Below are 18,135 nucleotides of genomic sequence, written 5' to 3'. Positions count from 1 at the left end.
TTTTGGCGCGTTGGCAATTTAAGTCAGCGCACCAATGAATCAACGAATTAATATGTCTACCCTCGGTACCGTATCCTTCTATACCCTCGGCTGCAAACTCAATTACAGCGAGACCTCCGCCATCGGCCGTCAGTTTACGGAGGCGGGTTACCAGGAGATTGGCTTTAAAGACGGAGCCGACGTAGTCGTGATCAACACCTGCTCGGTAACGGATTTTGCCGACCGCAAATGCCGTAACATCGTAAGGCGGGCATTAGGCGCAAACGCAGGTGCAAAAATTGTTGTAGTTGGCTGCTACGCACAACTGAAACCCGAAGAGATCGCCAACATCGAAGGCGTCGATCTCGTGCTCGGTGCTGCGGAAAAATTCCGGATACTGGACTACATCGACGGTATTGCAGGAGGCTCCGGCAAGGGCATGGTCCGCGCCGGCGAGGTGAAGGAGGCCGACTCTTTCATCAGCAGTTTCAGCTTCGGGGACCGGACCCGCTCCTTCCTCAAGGTTCAGGATGGCTGCGACTACAAATGCACCTTCTGCACCATCCCCCTGGCCCGCGGCAAAAGCCGCAGCTCGACCGTGGAACAGATCGTTAATGACGCCGAAGCCATCGCCGCCAGGGGCGTCAAAGAAATCGTTCTCACCGGTGTAAACATCGGTGATTTCGGCAACGGCACCTCCGTCATCGAGGGCGTCCGCCCCCGCAAGGAAGCCCTCTTCGTCGACCTGGCCCGCGCCCTCGACGAAGTTGAAGGCATCACCCGTTTCCGCATCTCCAGCATCGAGCCCAACCTGTGTACGAACGAGGTGATTGACTTCGTAGCCGGCAGTAAGCGCTTCGCGCCGCACTTCCATATGCCTCTGCAGTCGGGCAACAACAAACAGCTAGCTCAGATGCGCCGCCGTTACAAACGCGAGCTCTACGCCGAGCGCGTGGCCCACATCCGACAGGTAATGCCGCACGCCTGCATCGGCGTCGACCTCATCGTCGGCTTCCCCGGCGAAACAGAGGAGGATTTTCTCGAGACGTACAAATTCGTTCAGGAGCTACCCGTCGATTACTTCCACGTTTTCACCTACTCCGAACGCGCCAATACCCCCGCTGCGGAAATGGACGGCGCCGTGCCCATGCAGGAGCGCAAACGCCGCAACAAAATGCTCGGCATCCTGAGCGAGAAGAAAAAACGGGCGCACCAGGAACGGTACCTCGGCGAGGTCCGTCCCGTCCTGCTCGAAAAGTCAAAGACCGAAGGTATCCTCCACGGCTTTACGGACAACTACGTGAAGGTCTCCTTCCCCGCCGACGACAGCTGGGTGAATCATCTCGTACCGATGGAACTAAAGAACGTTGATGAAGAAGGCCTGGTGAACGTAACGGTTGCGGAGCATGTGAACTCCTGATGAGCTTTGACTCAGGGTTTTCACCTGACAGTTCTAAATTTCTTTAACTGGAAACCAGAGACAGTAAGATAAAAACTCATAACCTACCCCATCACCCCCCGGATGCCATCGATAAACATCTGCACCGACAGAATGAGCAGCAGCATCCCCATCAGGCGCTCCATCGCAACGAGTCCTTTTTTGCGAAGCACCCGGTACAAAAGGGGCGCAGAGAACAACAGTGCCGTAGAAATGCCCCAGGCCAGCAACAATGAGTAAAGCAGGCCCATTTGCTCATCCGGGTGATTATGAGAGAGAACCAGCAGCGTCGCCAGAGCAGAAGGCCCTGCAATCATCGGCAGCGCGATGGGCACAATCAGGGGTTCTTCGTCGGCCGGGAACAAGGGTGCATCCGCGGAAGGGAAAACCATTTTGAGCCCGATCAACAAGAAAATGAGTCCTCCGGCAATGCGAACGGCCTCGGTTTCCAGGTGGAAAACATTCAGGAAGGTCTCTCCGCCGAAAAGAAACATCACCAGGATTACCAGCCCGATGAGGCACTCCCTGATCACGATCTTTTGCCGACGGGCTTTGTCCATATCCTTCAGCAGGGTCAGCACGAGTGGGATATTACCCAACGGATCAAGGATGAAGAATAACAGAAGTGCGGTAGAAAGGATGCTGAACTCCATAGAAGCTGAATTTTATGATCAATCAGTCGTGAACCCTATCGCCTCCCGAAAAGTTGCGGGCCGGCGCTTTAGTCAATCCATTCTAATATGTATCGTTTCACCGCTTTCGCCTTTTCACCAGCCAGGTTGAAGTCAACCACCCGCATTTGATCGATGTAAATCGGAATTCCCGGGTAGTAATAGTAGAAGTAATCGTTGTTCTCCCAGATATCATAGGTGCTATCATTCAGGACGTCGAGTATTTTTCCATCGTCTAACCCTATTTTAGCGAAGTAGTCTTTCAACATCCGCTGGGTATCGTCAGGGTCCAGCTCTACGTAATTTTTCAGGTGGCAGTAGTCGTTCTGCACATCCAGTGTATCGAAGTAATAACGCCCTTCGGCCTTTATTTCGGGGCCTCCGAAATTATTCGGAAACCGGTCGTCGTAATAGAGGGTGTCTGTAGGCGAAAAAGCAGCTCCCATCGGGTTCAACAGGTGAGCAATCTCAACGAACATCGTGTTTTCGAGATAAGCCTGCGTTCGCATTGCAGTATAGGTTACTTCCAGTGCTTGCTTTACTTTTTCCAGCACTTCCGGCTGATCCACGTACTCTTTGGTTATGCTGGCAGTAGCCTGTTCGATAAAAACATCCAGCGTCCTGATGATCTCATCGACGTTTTCAATTTGTTGAAACGTCCCCAGCTCATCGGTAGTAAAAATCACCTCTTCAAACTGCAGCGCAGAGGCCAGTTCTTCGGACGGATTCGCTAAAACGGCTTCCATCAGTTCTTCTCCCTCGCCGGTCAGTTCGTAGTCTTCAAATTTCCAGCTTATCCGGTAGGAGGTTGCGGTTGAATCCAGTACCGTAAACAGCGCGGTGTAGCGGGTGGTATCGTCTTTTGTTGTTTCCTCTCCCCGGTAACGGATGTCGTGCTTTTCTACTTTATAACGGTATTCGTCGCCCACTTCCCAATAAGCAACAAACTCTACCTGAAAATCAGGGTCGGCCATAAGGCTGTCGTTCTGGCAAAAAGCAAATAGCGGGAACAGGAAAACAAAATACAGCAGGCAGGTTCTCATGAGATATGGGGTTGAGACACAAATTTACGGATCAATCTACTGTTTAGGGCGCTCATACACATTTTGGCGCGACCGCAGGTGCAAGAGCGGTTAAACGAGCAATACAGACCCTGGCCCGAACGCTCCCGTCCACCCCGGTGTTACCCCACAAAACAGTTATTCATGAAATCGATTCTCTTCGCTCTCCTCGCAGTTCTTTTATGTACTTGCTCCAGGCCCGTCACCATGGGCAACCAACCGAAAGCCACGGCGCCGGAAACTACTTACATCATCGGTTACACCGGCGGTTGGGGCGGCGGATCTGCCTACAAGCTCGAAGCGGGGAAACTCTACGAATCCGTAAAAGAAAGGGGGCTCGGCAATGCGGAGGAAATAGCCGGTGGCGAATTCAAACCCTTCAGGTCCGCTACCGGCCTCGCGGCCATGAACGAACTGAAAACGAACTATGCACCTGCGATCTTCGCCCAAATCGCCCCCAAGTTCAACTGTCCCGAAATGGCTTACGATGGCGTATGCCCTTACTTCATCATCGTCGAAAACGGAGACATCAGCGCATGGACCCGTAGCGAAGACGACAGTGCCCCCGCGTTCGTCGCTTTCATGAACGAAGTAGAAGAAGCCCTCACTAAAATGTAGGCAAAAAAAACATGTCCCTCCCGAAAAGAAGAAGGCCACGACAACGCATTGTCGTGGCCTTCTTCCTGAACGCTGCATACTCCCCGGTTACGGAAGTACGACCAAACGCTCCGTCCGTTCCAGACCGAGGGAGGCAAACCGCAGGTAGTACACACCAGCGGGAATGGCCCCGAGGTCCCATTGTACCTGACCGGCTCCGTTGAGGTTGTATTCCTTCAGGTGACGACCGGTGGCGTCGAACAAAACAGCACGAAGGTCTGTAGGCCAGTTGCCCGTAGCTTCTACCGTCAGCAGGCCTCTTACCGGGTTAGGATAAACCGAGAGTTCGCGGCCGGAACCAAAGTCGAGTATACCGCTCGGGATGATCCGGAACTGGCGTACCGGGCTGATCGCCTCGCCACAGTCATTACGGGCGATGACGCGCCAGAAAATGATGTCGCCGGTAGGTATGCCGGTCAGTGTCCGGATGGTGCCCGTGAGTTCTTCCTCGAAAGTGATGACCGAGAAGTCTGCATTGGTGGAGTACTGGAGCACGTAAGAAGTAGCTCCCGCGGATGCATCCCAGTTGAAGGTAATTTCTCCGTCCAGTACTTCAACGTTGTCTTCCGGGCTGGCCAGGTTCGCTTCCACAACGCCTGCTTCAACACGTAAGGAGATGGAGAGGTCCTCCTCCGATCCATCGCCGTTGATCACGGTGAAGGTCATCGTATAATCCCCTTCGCCCAGCAGAGTGAATGCCGTAAAGTCTACGGTCATGGTCTGGTCCTCCTCGTTGTAGCTGAACGTGTAGTTGTCCAGCATCTGACCACCTGCATCTACACGCAGGCCGACGTCGCCGGAGAAACTGCTACCGAGTTCGAGGCCGACGCTCGCGCCGCCGGTTTCACAAACCTCCAGCGATTGGGTTGTGGAACTGATACTGAGGTCGGTTATATCTCCGCCACCACAGAAGAGGATGCTGAATCCCGTAATTGATCCGCCGTCTGCATTGGCGTTATCGGTCACGATGAGCGTCCAGGTGCCCATCGCCTGTTCATCCGCAAAAGTCGAGAGCAGCTCTGCAGCCTGGAAAGTTCCCTGGGTAGAAATATCTCCGGCGTTACATTCCGAAAGAAAATCTGCCTGGGTAAGATCGGCATCATCAGAAAAGGTGACCGATATGTTGTCGCCACCACAGGGGCCGTCGTTGATGCGGCCAAAGAGGCTGATTTCCGTTCCTTCCGGAGAAATGAGCCGTGCGTCGAGGTCTCCAACGTAAGTGTGCAGAATATCGATCGAGACTTCTATGGAAGCCACGCTAAAACTCTCAGTAACCTCAAGTGCTACGGGCACCTGAACGTTGCCTCCGTTGGCGCTGATTGCTGCGGGCAGTCCCATGCCTTCGGAAGCCGCACAGCTGATATCGGCGGTACTGAAAGAGTAAGTAGCCCATTCGCCGGGGCCACAATCGTTGAGGGTGCGGACGCGCCAGTAAAAGGTTGTGGCGCCATCTAAGGGGTCAGTAATATACAGATTGGTTTCCTCTGTCCCCGATACCGAAATCAGGATATTACTGAAATCGCTCTCGTCGGACAACTCGAAGTCATAGCCAACGGCGTCATCTACGGCAACCCAACCGATGGTCAGGCTGGGAATAACCTCGGTGGCTCCGTCAGCAGGCTCCGCAACGGAGGGAGCTGCCAGCACTCCGGTCGTGAGGGTGATTTCGAAGGTAATATCATCGGTGGCACCGCCACCGGTTGCACGAACGGTAATTTCGTAATCGCCAATCGCAATATCCGCACCTCCGGGAATGATGAGGTCGACCACTTCGCCTCCCGTGGCAGTTGCCGTGGAGAGCTGAGGGCTGATTCCCCCGGTGAAGCTCTCAATTTCCAGCGTTGTTCCTGCGGGAAAACCTTCACCGAGTGTGAAACTGATCATATTATCGCTCGTGTTACAGCCATTCGTACAGTTGCTCTCGGCGGTAAGGGTAACTGGTATCTCTGATGCATCAAAGCCATCGATGAACAGGGTGCCGGTATTACAGGGATCGAGCCAGTCCTTCAGGCGGGTCTCGGGGGTTCCGTCTCCCTCCCAGCTGGTGTGGAAGTAACCGTAGCTGTCACGAAGGTCGTTGCCACAGGCGGCTAAACCTCCGTGCAACTGGCCCTGTACGCGCTTAAAGCGGTCGAAGATTGGAGAACCGGAGGAGCCTCCTTCGGTAGTACCGATATCCCAGTCGGGGATGGTCAGGTGGTTGCCATCGGGGATTTCATTCAAACTGTTGTACTCAGCGCGGAAGGGTTCCTGAAAGGAGAAAGAAATTCGCTTCTCTTCGCCACTGGGGTGGTGAATTCCGATCAGGGTATCGGTTGGGGTTTCGGCGCGGGCATCCCAGCCAGCAAAGAAAGCATTGGCTGCCGGGTTCACCGGGTCATCCAACAGCAGGATAGTCATATCCGAAGCCGGGTTACTGGCCAGGTGAGTTGCCCCCAGGTTTACCGTAGTGAGGTTTCCGTTTCCGTTAGAGCCGCTGGCACTGCTGTTGGGGTTCCGGCAGGATTGGTTTTCGTAGTTCCAGTAAGCCACCAGACTGGGGGCTTCATTGGTCCCGATTCCGCAGTGATAAGCAGTCATGAAGAACGGTTTACCGTCGTTGTTGACGTTATTGACGAGGAACCCTGTACAAAAACGACTACCGCCTAAGGAATAGGCTGCAACACTACGGATGATATCGCGGTACTGATCCACAATACCGTAGCCGTTTGCTTCGCCGCAAATCACATCGAGATTGCAAGCTCCGGAAAAGAGCTTACTGACCCCCCTGAAGTCGTGGTTGACCGCAGTGAGGTACAACTGCACCTCTTTTTTGCTTGCGGTAGGTACGGTGAGTTCCACCATCATTTCATCACCGTCCAGCATTGGCGTCCACAATTGGTTGTGGTCTTCGTTATCCGCTGAGGTCAACGGACCAAAGCGTTCTGTTGGGGTTACGAGGTAAAGTTCGGCCCCCTCCGGCAGGTTGTATTCCGAAAAGCCCAGGTTGAGGGTCAGTGCGCCGGGGCTGCTGATGCGGGTGCGCCAAACCGAGTTTGCGCCCTTTGTCTCCCAGGCACCATTGGTTCCGGGGCGGATTTTGACCGGCATAACGACCGCAAATTCCGGTGCCCGGCCCGGGCGGTCCGCTTTTTCCTCGGCAGCCCGCAGGCTAACATTATCCTGCGCTGGCATCACCTCCACGGGGATGGCGGCAAGTTTGTCGGGAGACAGGTCGTACTGAGCCACAGTAACGACAGAGTAGAACATGGCCAGTGCAAGGCCCGTACAGCGTAGTAATGTTTTCATTAAGCCTGAGTTTTGATTTCCCGACAGTGAAAGTTTGGTCTGGGGGAGAAAGAACGATTCATAAGATGTAGTTATGATCTTAAGAACCTGCAAGGTAAGGACTTCGACTTCCAATAAATAATTGATCCGAGGTTTTGCATTACAGGCTACATATCCTTACCTTTGCGCCCCTTAACGAATCCTTCCGGTCGGCTTAGCCGCCCTTCCCAAAAATAAAGAACAATGAAAAGAACGTTCCAACCCTCCAAGCGCCGTCGTGTTAACAAGCATGGTTTCCGTAGCCGCATGAGCACGAAGTCCGGCCGTAAACTGATCGCCCGCCGCCGCGCTAAAGGCCGCGCGAAACTGACTGTTTCCGACCAGGTTTACAAGAAGTAATACCACCTTACCGGCTCACCTCCGGAAGGTCCGTAAAGATTTAGCCCTTCTCCGCTGCTGCGGGGAAGGGCTTTTTGCCGTCACCCTGTTATTTTTGGTCTATGCATCATCGTTTGGGTGCAACCTCTGGCTTTCCCCAGTCGTTACCCACGCATGAAAAGAATAGCCATCCTGACGGGTGCCGGCGTTTCCGCCGAATCCGGCATTGCCACCTTTCGCGACAGCAACGGCCTGTGGGAGAACCACCGCGTCGAAGACGTAGCCAGCCCCGAAGGCTTCGCCGCCAACCCTGAGTTGGTCCTCAACTTCTACAACCAGCGGCGGGCCCAGCTCCACACCGTGGAGCCGAACAACGGCCATAAACTCATCGCAGCCCTCGAAGACGACTACGACGTCACCGTCATTACCCAAAACATCGATGACCTGCACGAGCGGGCCGGGAGCACCAACATCATCCACCTCCACGGCGAACTCCTCAAGGCGCGGCCCGCCAATGCCGACGGCTTTATCGTCGACTGGCCGGGAGACATTAAACTCGGCGACACCGACGATAAGGGCAACCAGATGCGCCCGCATATCGTCTGGTTCGGCGAGGCCGTACCCGAAATTGAAAACGCCGCCCGGGTGGTAAGCCGCGCCGACCTCATCATCATTGTCGGCACGTCCATGCAAGTGTATCCCGCAGCGGGGCTCGTTGGTTATGCCGACGATGACATACCGGTTATCTACATCGACCCCAAACCGAGCATCAATTACGAGCTGAAGCGACGGGGCAACATCCACACCATCGAAACCGGAGGCAGTGAAGGCATGGAGCTAGCCAGGGAGATGATTGCGGACCTGATGAAATAACCCTGTCGGGTTTTCCGAATTCAGACCCCGAACTGGCGCAGGTGGTGGTCCATATGCTTCCAGAACTGGTTGCTCCATTCCTGGCTCGTCATTTTACCGAAGGATGCAGATTCTTTCCCTTCAAACGCAGCCGCACCGTCGTTGTGGAAGCGATTGAAATTCGCGATCAACTCGGCCTTCTCTTTGGCAAAATCGCGTTCATCGGCAACGATGAAGACGGGAGCGGTGCGGCCGTTTTTCTCGTAGGGCTTGTCTCCGACCACAATCGGCTTCACGAATCGCTTCAGCATCCAGCGCATCAGGAAATTATAACTGACGGGCGTAGATCCGTAAGTGATGTCAAAAGCGACGTTGTTATGGGCCAGCATCTGAGCGACGCTCATTTTGCCCCACAAAGGCTGAGATTCGGGCGTGAGTTGATCGATACGGGCGAGCATTTCGTCCAGCGTCTGCTGGTCGTAAAGGGATGGGAACATAGCGGGTGATTCTTTGATTGTGAAGGTACGGTTTCCGCAAACGGTTTATCTTGTGCGCATGAAACGTTCTTCGATTTATTTCTTTTTTGCCCTTGCGTTGCTGTTCATTTCGGGCTGTAAGGCTGCCGGTTGCGGCTGCCCGATGTACTGATTCTGTCGGTAAAACCGCCGTCGAATAATTTCGGGGCGCGGCCGCAGGATGCAAAGACGGGTTACAAAATGCCCGTTTTCAGACTACAAGCCCAGGTTAAACTATTCGAATTAGTTGTTTTTCGGCGCAAAGACTGCCAATACCCCATTGTGCACAGGTTGATCCTACGTAAAGTGCACGAATCTTGATACATTTGTCGACTTTTCCCCAACTAAGCTGTTAGGGTAGTAGTAGTAGGGTTTTTCAACGATGGCCAGAAAGATATTGCTTATCAATACCTTTCCATGCACCTGCGGCCGCGCCACCAAATTCCCGAACAGGAACAATGTGGTTCTGAATCTGATTCGGAACTCAAATTATAAAGTATAACGTAAAGCACATCATGGCATTTGACATCGATCTGATCAAAAAGGTTTACGCAGACCTACCCGGCAAAGTAAACGCCGCCCGCGAAAAATTGGGGCGCCCACTTACCCTGACTGAAAAAATTCTGTACTCTCACCTCCACGAGGAAAGCCCCCTGGCTACCTACGGCCGAGGAAAAGATTACGTAATGTTTGCGCCCGACCGCGTAGCCATGCAGGATGCAACCGCCCAAATGGCGCTTCTCCAGTTTATGATGGCCGGTCGTGATAAAGTAGCCGTACCTTCCACGGTACACTGTGACCACCTGATTCAGGCCAAAATTGGTGCAGATGCTGATCTTCAACACGCAATCAATACCAGCAACGAAGTTTTCAACTTCCTTGAGTCCGTATCCAACAAATACGGTATCGGTTTCTGGAAGCCAGGTGCAGGCATCATTCACCAGGTAGTACTGGAGAACTACGCATTCCCCGGCGGCATGATGATTGGTACCGACAGCCACACCGTAAACGCTGGTGGCCTGGGCATGGTCGCTATCGGGGTTGGTGGCGCAGACGCCGTTGACGTAATGGCCGGCATGGCATGGGAACTCAAGAACCCAAAACTGATCGGTGTCAAACTGACCGGAAAACTCTCCGGCTGGACTGCTCCGAAGGACGTTATCCTGAAAGTAGCTGACATCCTCACCGTAAAAGGTGGAACCGGTGCCATCGTTGAGTACTTCGGCGAAGGCGCTAAAAGCATGAGCTGTACCGGTAAAGGCACCATCTGTAACATGGGTGCCGAGATCGGAGCAACTACCTCCACCTTTGGTTACGACGAAAGCATGGACCGCTACCTCCGGGCAACCGGCCGTCCGGACGTTGCTGATGCGGCAAAAGAAGTTGCGGCACACCTCACTGCCGACCCAGAGTGCTACGCTGATCCTGAAAAGTACTTCGATCAGGTGATCGAGATCAACCTTTCGGAACTGAAGCCTTTGATTAACGGACCTTTCACTCCGGACCTCTCTACATCTGCCGGTTCAGAAATGACCGAAAAAGCAACAGCTAACAACTGGCCGCTTGACGTAGAATGGGGCCTCATCGGCTCTTGTACCAACTCCAGCTATGAGGATTTGTCCAGGGCCGCTTCTATTGCCCGCCAGGCAGTCGATAAAGGCCTCACTACCAAAGCAGAATTTGGTATTAACCCCGGCTCTGAGCAGGTTCGTTTCACAACAGAGCGTGACGGCATTCTCAAGACTTTCGAGGACCTCAACGCGAAAATCTTCACCAACGCATGTGGCCCTTGTATCGGCCAGTGGGCTCGTTACAACGACCCCATGAATGCACCGAAGAACAGCATCATCCACTCCTTCAACCGGAACTTCTCCAAGCGTGCGGATGGTAACCCCAACACCCACGCTTTCGTAGCCTCTCCTGAAATGGTGGCGGCAATTGCAATTTCTGGCCGTCTGGACTTCAACCCGATGACCGACACCCTTACCAACGACAAGGGTGAAGAAGTGATGCTCGACGAACCAACCGGATTCGAGCTCCCACCAAACGGTTTTGACGTAGAAGACCGTGGCTTCAACCCACCTGCCGAAGACGGTAGTGGTGTAGAAGTAGTCGTAGCACCAACATCTGATCGCCTGCAACTTCTGACGCCGTTCGTTCCTATCACTCAGGACGACATGACGGACATGCGGGTCCTCATCAAGGTGAAAGGTAAGTGTACAACAGATCACATTTCTATGGCTGGCCCTTGGTTGAAGTACCGCGGTCACCTCGAAAACATTTCTGAAAACTGTTACACGGGTGCGATCAACTTCTTCAACGACAAACCGAACAAGGTGCTGAACTACGTCGTCAATGATTACGTAGCTGTTCCGGACTCCGCGAAAGCCTACCAGGCTAAAGGTATCGGGACTGTTGTCTTTGGTGAAGAGAACCTGGGAGAAGGATCATCCCGTGAGCACGCAGCGATGGAGCCCCGCTTCCTGGGCGTTAATGCGGTTATCGTGAAGTCATTCGCCCGCATCCACGAGACAAACCTGAAAAAGCAGGGTATGTTGGCCCTCACTTTCGTGGACAAAGATGATTACGACAAGGTACGCCAGGACGATGTTGTTACCATCAAGGACTTTGACCAGATGGCACCAGGTAAGAACCTGACCATCAAACTGGACCACCACGATGGTACTAACGACGAATTTGAAGTAGCTCACACCTACAACGCAGCTCAAATCGAGTGGGTCCGTTCCGGTTCTGCTCTGAATAAAATCCGGGAGGAGCTTACCAACAGCTAGCAGCGTATTCTTCGGAATCAAAACTGCAGTAAAGACAACCCGCTCTTGAGCTTCGGCCCGGGAGCGGGTTTTTTAATTTTATCACTCCGGCTCTCCATTCCAACAACAGCTATACCCAACGCTAAGCAGTAGAGCTTCGACCTCCTGTTCGCCTCTCAGAAGCCAAGGCTGTTATGGAGTAAATACGGTAACCGGGCGCGACCGCAGGTGCAATAAACGCTTCACCTGGGCATACCAGAGCGATCAGGCCTGGTAAGCCTGGCAAACTGTCTTCTTTGCCTGCGAGACGAGGAGAGATGCCCTTTCCCGTACCCAGCGGCCCGGCTCAACGGGAAGGCCAGCGCCTTTCTTTTACCTTTCCCTGGCGGATCATTGAATTACGGGATGTACACCGCCAGCAATCAATGAGGCTGGCTTCGCCGGGCAGAAAGCGGAGGGCTGGCATCTCGTCGTCAAACTGTGCATACGTTTGGCTCACGTCACATTTACGAAGACACTTGACAAGCCATCAGGATTTTCCGTAATTTTGCCGCTTCCGAAATTAATAGTGTTATGTCTACGCGCAAACTACGCAACCTCCTCAGTCCCGAAGAACTACGTGCCCGCCTCGAGGCGGAAACGGAGCCGCGTGTAACCTTTTCTTTCTACCGCTACGCGCACATCCCCGATCCGGAGCACTTCCGCAATCAATGCTACGTACAGTGGAGCCAACTCGACGTTTTCGGGCGGGTTTATATCGCTACCGAAGGCATCAACGGCCAGGTATCTGTACCTGCTTCAAAATTTGAAGCCTTCAAAGAAATGCTTTACGCCGTTGATTTCATGGACGGAATGCGCCTTAACATCGCGATCGAAGCGGAAGCGGAATCCTTCCTTAAATTGAAGATAAAAGTTCGGCCGAAGATCGTGGCCGATGGACTGGAAGACGAGACCTTCGACGTCACCAAACGTGGGCGCCACCTCAACGCGAAGGAGGTCAACGAACTACTGAACCAGGACGATACCATCGTTGTAGACATGCGCAATCATTACGAGAGCGAGGTAGGCTACTTCGAAGGTGCAATTCGCCCCGACATCACCAACTTCCGCGACCTCCTACCCGTAGTGGAGGACATGCTCGCCGATAAAAAAGATAAGCCGATAGTGATGTACTGTACCGGTGGTATCCGTTGCGAAAAAGCCAGCGCTTACTACCTTCACCGCGGCTTCGAGAACGTTTGCATGGTAGACGGCGGCATCATTGAGTACGCCCGCCAGTGCGAAGCACTGGGCCTGGAGAATAAGTACTTCGGCAAGAACTTTGTCTTTGACGAGCGCCTCGGCGAACGGATCAGCGAACACGTAGTAGCTCACTGTCACCAGTGCGGCAAACCATCTGACCGTCAACTTGACTGCGCTAACGAAGCCTGCCACATTCTTTTCGTTCAGTGTGAAGAGTGCGCTGAAGCCTTCAACGACTGCTGCTCCACACAGTGTAAAGAGTTTATCGAGTTGCCCGAAGATGAGCAGGCCAAACTGAAGATCACGACTCAGTTCAACGGACAGAAGTACGGCAAGGCTCTGAAAGCTTCAATGCTCGCAAAAGGACAGGCGAAACTAGATTAAACGGCCCCTTCAGGCAGGTCCGGTTAAAGCCATCCTGGCATCACCAACAGATCAGTATACGAGACGCGGGGATTCCTCCCCGGCCTCGCTCGTGCCCCGTGAATCCTCCACGTTCAAGCCGTGCCGCAGGCACGACTGCATGGATTACCGGACACCGGCCTCCGAGCGGAACCAGAGAAGCTACCAGTCAGACTTCCACGCAGCACACAGCCACCAGTATTTACTTATAAGCATTTTGCGACCTTCCCGACGACTCTGCCCGACCTGAGCAGGTTCAGATATACCCTGTACCCCAAAATATATTTCCGTTTCGGAACCCATAAATGATAATAACGGGTACAAAAACAGAGCACCCTCAGCGGTACTACATCATTAATTTATTCTTTCCGGAAAGGTACAATCAACCACCTTCCGCTTACCCCGGTAATGAGCACATTTCAACCAGTTCAGACCAAGGTTGACAGATCGTTTTTTGTGCTTCCCAATTCACTTCACCGACATCGTCTTCAGTTAGAAAACAGAGGTTGGTTTCTCCCCTGAAAACACCCCATGACAATCTTGCCAAATAAGCAGCCTGCCCTCAATTCAGGCCCTGGCAGTGAATAAATAATTATTAGCGGCCCGGCGTTACAGAAAAGCTCCACCGGCCTACCTAAATTATCCCTACAAATGCTCTCACAAGCCTGATACGCCACAAACTTGTCTGATGAAAAGGAGAACACGCCCACATAAATAACTGACAATCAGTTAAAACAATAACAAAAAGAGGCGCATTTGATTTATACACCATAAGACGTTTTTCAGGATCGTGTCAAAGGGAAAGAGGTTTTTTAGCCTCAATTTTACAGCATAGCAAAACAACAAAACCACCGCATTATGGATACCATCCTCGACCAACTCACCCCCGACACCATCGCTTACCTCGAAACAATCTACGGCAGTATTGCCAACTGGGTTGCCGTTGCTTCAGACTGGGCTGCCGAACAGTGGGACGCACTTGGCCACGTAGTAAACGAAGATATTCACCTGTAGAATACTAAGCTGAAGACTGTGTCCGGACACGAACTATATGGATCTTTTGATCCAGGTTTTCAAGAAGCATTTCCCATAGAATTTCATAAGGGATTATTTCAATATTCGCAGCCTGATCAAGATTACTCGACTGAGTACCTTGCAAGCGTTTTACGTACTTGCTGGCATTGCGCTCGGCTGCCACTTTGTGGAAGTTACCCTTCACCACACTAGTAAGCATTTTGATGAAACAATTCCCTCGCAACCGTTCGTTGTTGCGGAGGTGCCTGCTACAGTATTTTTCAAGCGCCTCTACCCTATCAATCACCTGATCGTATTTTTTCTGAAGAATCAACAACATCGTATGGATTGCCAGGATCTGTACGTTCATTCCCCACTTTTCTTTTGAGTAAGTAGGGACGCTATTCAGGAACCGGATCACCCGAAAATTCCGGAACCTGTTGTCCGTTGCGGGTAATTCTATTCTACCGCAGATAATCAACAGGTAGATAGTAGCATCAATAACCTCCCATATCTGCTTGTTCTCATTTGAGAGTTTATTCCTGAGTCTTCTCCTGTCAATTTTAATTGCGGCATCAAACGCCTTTTGGTATTTTTTGCAACGGACAAAAAACAGAAGCTCTTCTTCAACGAGGTTGATCCAGTCAACCGAATATATCTGGGTATCTTCAAACAAACGGTTAAGCAGTTCTTCGCCTTCCACTACCCGGTTTAAGAATCCCAGAGACCTCAACTGCATCAACCGTGAGGGGTACAGCTTCCTGGATGTCTTATCTACAAGCTCAAGCAGGTGTTGCTCGGCAGCTACCGCATACTTGAAGGAAGCTTCAAAGTTCCCGCTCAGGTAATGGCCAAAGCAGATTAAGTCGTGGTACTTAATGGCAATGTTGTGCAGATTATGGTTGCGCTCAAAGACCTCAGACATTTCTGCAGCCTTATCGGTGGCGATTTTGCCGATTTCCTCCATCGGCAAGGTCCGGTTATAGAGCAACGACTTGAAATGATAATAGCACTCAGTGGCCAGCCCCAGATCCACAAACTCCTGTCGGTGTTTGGCGGCCGCCTGGGTATAGAATTCAAATTTTCGGTTGTTGGCAATCATTCCCAGGTAAATCCCTGCCAACAACTGACTGCTCTGGTAGAGCAGCTCGGTCATCGAGTTATCCAGGGCGATCCGATATACTTTTTCCAGGATCCGCGCACTGTTCTGGTACGCGCGTTTACTGATCAGTACCTGAGCCGAAGCGTATTGCCGCTGAAGGCTTCGGTAGGTTTCTACGTAATTCGTATAATTTGGCTTGTCTGAAGCACCGGTATCCAGCAAAATGTCCACCAGGATATTCCGAAGGCGCGTTTTCAATTTACGGTAGGCAGGCAGGCTGGCGTCAGCCTTCTTTCCGTACACTTTGCGCACTATCTCATCTTCGTCCGCCTCGCTGTACCTGAGTATAGCCCGGTAGAGCTTACCCGTTTTGTTATCATTCTTCTTTCTGCTTCGCAAGTCTGCCGAAGCTGACATAGATTCCGTGAGCCGTATAAGTTCCTGGATATTTTTCAAAGAAAAACAGATTTGTGAGACCGAAAACAAAGAGCCCTACTGGCGAAGAACCAGCAGGGCAACCAAGATAGTAAAACATTACGAATGTGTCACAACCAGCCTCTCCGCAACACGGCAGGAAAGCAGTGAAAACAGAGACATTACCAGCTGATTATGCCTCCAAAATAGAGGGAAAGGCCGGGAAAATAATTAAGGGTTTCGGTTTGGTAGCTTTCATCGTAGTAAAGAGTCTGCTCGTTCTGCCGCCCCTCGAGGTTAGACAGGTTGAGGAAGCCCAGAAAATTCAGGTCCCGGCCAAGCTTGAAGCTCCGGCTATATCCGAAACTGATCCGGCGGTAGTCATCCAATCGCTCTCCGTTTGATTGCGGAGAATAAACAGGACGGTAGACACCGAAGTCCTCTTCAAAAACTCCACCGGTAATTGAAGTATAGCGCAAGCCCGGTCTGGCGTTCACCGTGATGCTGAACGCGCCAAGTTTTTCATGGAGGTATTGCATTCCTCCGGTTGCGAGGTAATCGAGGTCGTCTCTCGCCGGTACCGGCTGTTCTCCCAGATCGATCTTTTTATCGAGGTGGGTGACGTTCAGGAAATAGCTGAACCTCTTACCTGCTTTGCCCTTCAAACCTAATTCTGCACCCCAAATCTGAATCTCTCCGATTTCGGGCTGATTCAAATCTACCAGCCCTTCTTCCTGCTTATGGTACACCGCGGCAGAGAGTGAGAAGTTAGAAGCGGCGGTCCAGGTATACTCCAGTGCATATTGGGTACTGGTCAGCAATTCAAAAGACTGAACGTTTACGTTAGGTGTGAAAAAATCGTTGTAACGCCCGCCCCCCAGAGAGAACATGTGTGAGGGATGGGGCTCATACCGAAGGCTGATCTGCCGGGCCAGGTAAGACCGGGCATCAGGGCCTATCGCAATATTTTTTCTGATGCCGGCTCCAAATTGCAGGTTATCGGCCACTTCCCAGTCTGCGTAAAGAATCAGCTCCGGATGCCACAGGTTGATACTGGTATCATTGTTTGCCGTAGGGTGTTCCGGTCTGAAGGCATAGTAACGCTGGGGGTAAGTGTTGGTAAAGGAATAATCATGGTACTCTGCTGACACACCGGCCCGCAGCGTCAGACGATCAGTCGCGTAATGGTCGACGTACAATGCGTGGTGCAAGTTCGTCTCACTGTAGTCAGCCTCGATATTTCCGAACTTATAATACGGAGAATTAAAATTTGTCCCGCTGTTGAAACTGATAGCAGTGCGCCCCTTGAAGTAGCGAAAGTTGACCACGTTGAACCAACGGCGGGTGCTGTTTACTGCAGTGCCTTCGTAGTTCAGGAAAGGGGCAAAAACTTCACTCCCTTCCTTCATCGCCGACGAAAACACATTCACCTGGGCGTGCTTACCTAACGGACGGTGATAGTTTACGCCTACGTTCGTATTATGAAAGTCCTCCAGAAAGTCAAACCGGTTACCATTCGCCGCCTTGAAAGGTCCGGACAACTGGTGGTTCAGGTAAACCTGAACAAAATGCTCATCGTCACCCTTGATGGCGCGCGAAAAATACCCTCCTACCGAAGCGAGCGACAAGCTGACCTGATTCTGTTCTGCCTCCAGTTTATTAACCGAATGGATATCAATCAACCCTCCTGCCGTAGCAGCACGCGATAGTGGGGGGGTACTGGGGTAAACATCCAGTCTGTCCACAAATTCGGGACTGAAGATGCTGAAATAGCCCAACCCGTTGATGGTGGAATTACGGACGGGATTACGAATCGGCACCCCGTTGAACAACACCCGGTTCCGCCCCGCGCCACTGCCCCGTAACACAGGGTTAGCCGTTTCATCGGTGATCGTAGCTCCCGCTACGTTCTGTACCGCTTTGAGTGGATCTGCAGAACTGTTGGGGCTCAGGTAAATGTCGAGTTGCTGGAGTTGCTCCGGTGCAAAGACCTGCCCCGCCGTTCGGTTTGCGGTTACAGCAATCTCCGCGATAGCGATCGCGGAGGTCTCCAGCGAAACCGCGATGTCCTCCGTAGGAGCTTCGGTAAAAACGGTTTTGGATGGCGCAAAACCTAAGTATTCCACCTTGAGGGTATCGGGAAAGTCCCCTTCAGGGAGTTTAAGCGTAAACACTCCCCCACCCCCCGAGAAGGTACCACCGGTTGGTTGAGAAGCCCAGTACACTGCAGCGCCGAAGATGGGGGTTCCGTCCGAGGTTATGGTGCCGGAGGACGTTTGAGCACCGACGCTGCCAGCCATAGCCAGCACCAGCACGAAAAAAAGAATGCGGTAGCGTGAGATCATGATTTGATGTTTTGCTGGTGAATAAAA

At 52.3% G+C, this 18,135-nt stretch carries 13 protein-coding genes; 7 read left to right on the top strand and 6 right to left on the bottom strand.

What is annotated here, in order from left to right; genetic code table 11:
• Positions 1–52: 52 nt before the first annotated feature.
• A complete protein-coding gene (gene mtaB / locus FUA23_RS18745) occupies positions 53–1,399 on the top strand; it encodes a tRNA (N(6)-L-threonylcarbamoyladenosine(37)-C(2))-methylthiotransferase MtaB (RefSeq protein ID WP_147932311.1) in 1,347 nt (448 codons plus the stop codon).
• A gap of 83 nt (positions 1,400–1,482) precedes the next feature.
• Here the strand turns inward: mtaB and FUA23_RS18740 are convergent, their stop codons facing one another.
• A complete protein-coding gene (locus FUA23_RS18740; RefSeq protein ID WP_147932302.1) occupies positions 1,483–2,070 on the bottom strand; it encodes a MarC family protein in 588 nt (195 codons plus the stop codon).
• Positions 2,071–2,138: 68 nt separating this feature from the next.
• Complete coding sequence (locus FUA23_RS18735; protein WP_147932301.1) at positions 2,139–3,131, bottom strand: hypothetical protein; 993 nt, start codon at positions 3,129–3,131, stop codon at positions 2,139–2,141.
• 162 nt (positions 3,132–3,293) lie between these two features.
• Here FUA23_RS18735 and FUA23_RS18730 point away from each other — a divergent pair, with 162 nt between their 5' ends.
• Entirely contained in the window at positions 3,294–3,767 is a 474-nt protein-coding gene (locus FUA23_RS18730) for a hypothetical protein (RefSeq protein ID WP_147932300.1), read from the top strand.
• Between the two features lie 87 nt (positions 3,768–3,854).
• Here FUA23_RS18730 and FUA23_RS18725 read toward each other — a convergent pair whose 3' ends face one another.
• Positions 3,855–7,094, bottom strand: a complete 3,240-nt coding sequence (locus tag FUA23_RS18725; RefSeq protein ID WP_147932299.1) for a proprotein convertase P-domain-containing protein — start codon at positions 7,092–7,094, stop codon at positions 3,855–3,857.
• 222 nt (positions 7,095–7,316) lie between these two features.
• Between FUA23_RS18725 and rpmH the strand changes: the two genes are divergently transcribed.
• Together rpmH and FUA23_RS18715 are read left to right on the top strand one after the other, a co-directional pair.
• On the top strand, positions 7,317–7,472 hold the full coding sequence (gene rpmH / locus FUA23_RS18720) for a 50S ribosomal protein L34 (RefSeq protein WP_147932298.1): 156 nt from the start codon (positions 7,317–7,319) through the stop codon (positions 7,470–7,472).
• A 153-nt stretch (positions 7,473–7,625) separates the two neighbouring features.
• Positions 7,626–8,324, top strand: coding sequence for an SIR2 family NAD-dependent protein deacylase (locus FUA23_RS18715; RefSeq protein ID WP_147932297.1), 699 nt, complete (start codon positions 7,626–7,628; stop codon positions 8,322–8,324).
• Between the two features lie 20 nt (positions 8,325–8,344).
• Here FUA23_RS18715 and FUA23_RS18710 read toward each other — a convergent pair whose 3' ends face one another.
• Positions 8,345–8,800, bottom strand: coding sequence for a DUF1569 domain-containing protein (locus FUA23_RS18710; protein WP_147932296.1), 456 nt, complete (start codon positions 8,798–8,800; stop codon positions 8,345–8,347).
• A 533-nt stretch (positions 8,801–9,333) separates the two neighbouring features.
• Here FUA23_RS18710 and FUA23_RS18705 point away from each other — a divergent pair.
• The 3 genes from FUA23_RS18705 (at position 9,334) to FUA23_RS22440 (ending at position 14,247) form a co-directional block, all read left to right on the top strand.
• Positions 9,334–11,610 (top strand): aconitate hydratase, encoded by a 2,277-nt coding sequence (locus tag FUA23_RS18705; RefSeq protein ID WP_147932295.1) that lies wholly within the window; start codon positions 9,334–9,336, stop codon positions 11,608–11,610.
• A gap of 552 nt (positions 11,611–12,162) precedes the next feature.
• Entirely contained in the window at positions 12,163–13,215 is a 1,053-nt protein-coding gene (gene trhO / locus FUA23_RS18700) for an oxygen-dependent tRNA uridine(34) hydroxylase TrhO (protein WP_147932294.1), read from the top strand.
• 876 nt (positions 13,216–14,091) lie between these two features.
• Positions 14,092–14,247 carry a hypothetical protein gene (locus FUA23_RS22440; protein WP_187271127.1) on the top strand — a complete coding sequence of 52 codons (156 nt, stop codon included), beginning with the start codon at positions 14,092–14,094 and terminating at the stop codon, positions 14,245–14,247.
• 4 nt (positions 14,248–14,251) lie between these two features.
• Here FUA23_RS22440 and FUA23_RS18695 read toward each other — a convergent pair whose 3' ends face one another.
• Together FUA23_RS18695 and FUA23_RS18690 are read right to left on the bottom strand one after the other, a co-directional pair.
• Positions 14,252–15,805 (bottom strand): hypothetical protein, encoded by a 1,554-nt coding sequence (locus tag FUA23_RS18695; protein ID WP_147932293.1) that lies wholly within the window; start codon positions 15,803–15,805, stop codon positions 14,252–14,254.
• Positions 15,806–15,945: 140 nt separating this feature from the next.
• On the bottom strand, positions 15,946–18,108 hold the full coding sequence (locus tag FUA23_RS18690; RefSeq protein WP_147932292.1) for a TonB-dependent receptor plug domain-containing protein: 2,163 nt from the start codon (positions 18,106–18,108) through the stop codon (positions 15,946–15,948).
• Between the last annotated feature and the right edge of the window lie 27 nt (positions 18,109–18,135).

Origin of the sequence: Neolewinella aurantiaca (assembly GCF_008014675.1) — a bacterium.
In the GTDB taxonomy this organism is placed as follows: domain Bacteria; phylum Bacteroidota; class Bacteroidia; order Chitinophagales; family Saprospiraceae; genus Neolewinella; species Neolewinella aurantiaca.
The sequence above is the reverse complement of the archived record's forward strand: the minus strand, read 5'-3'. Positions and strand labels throughout refer to the sequence as shown.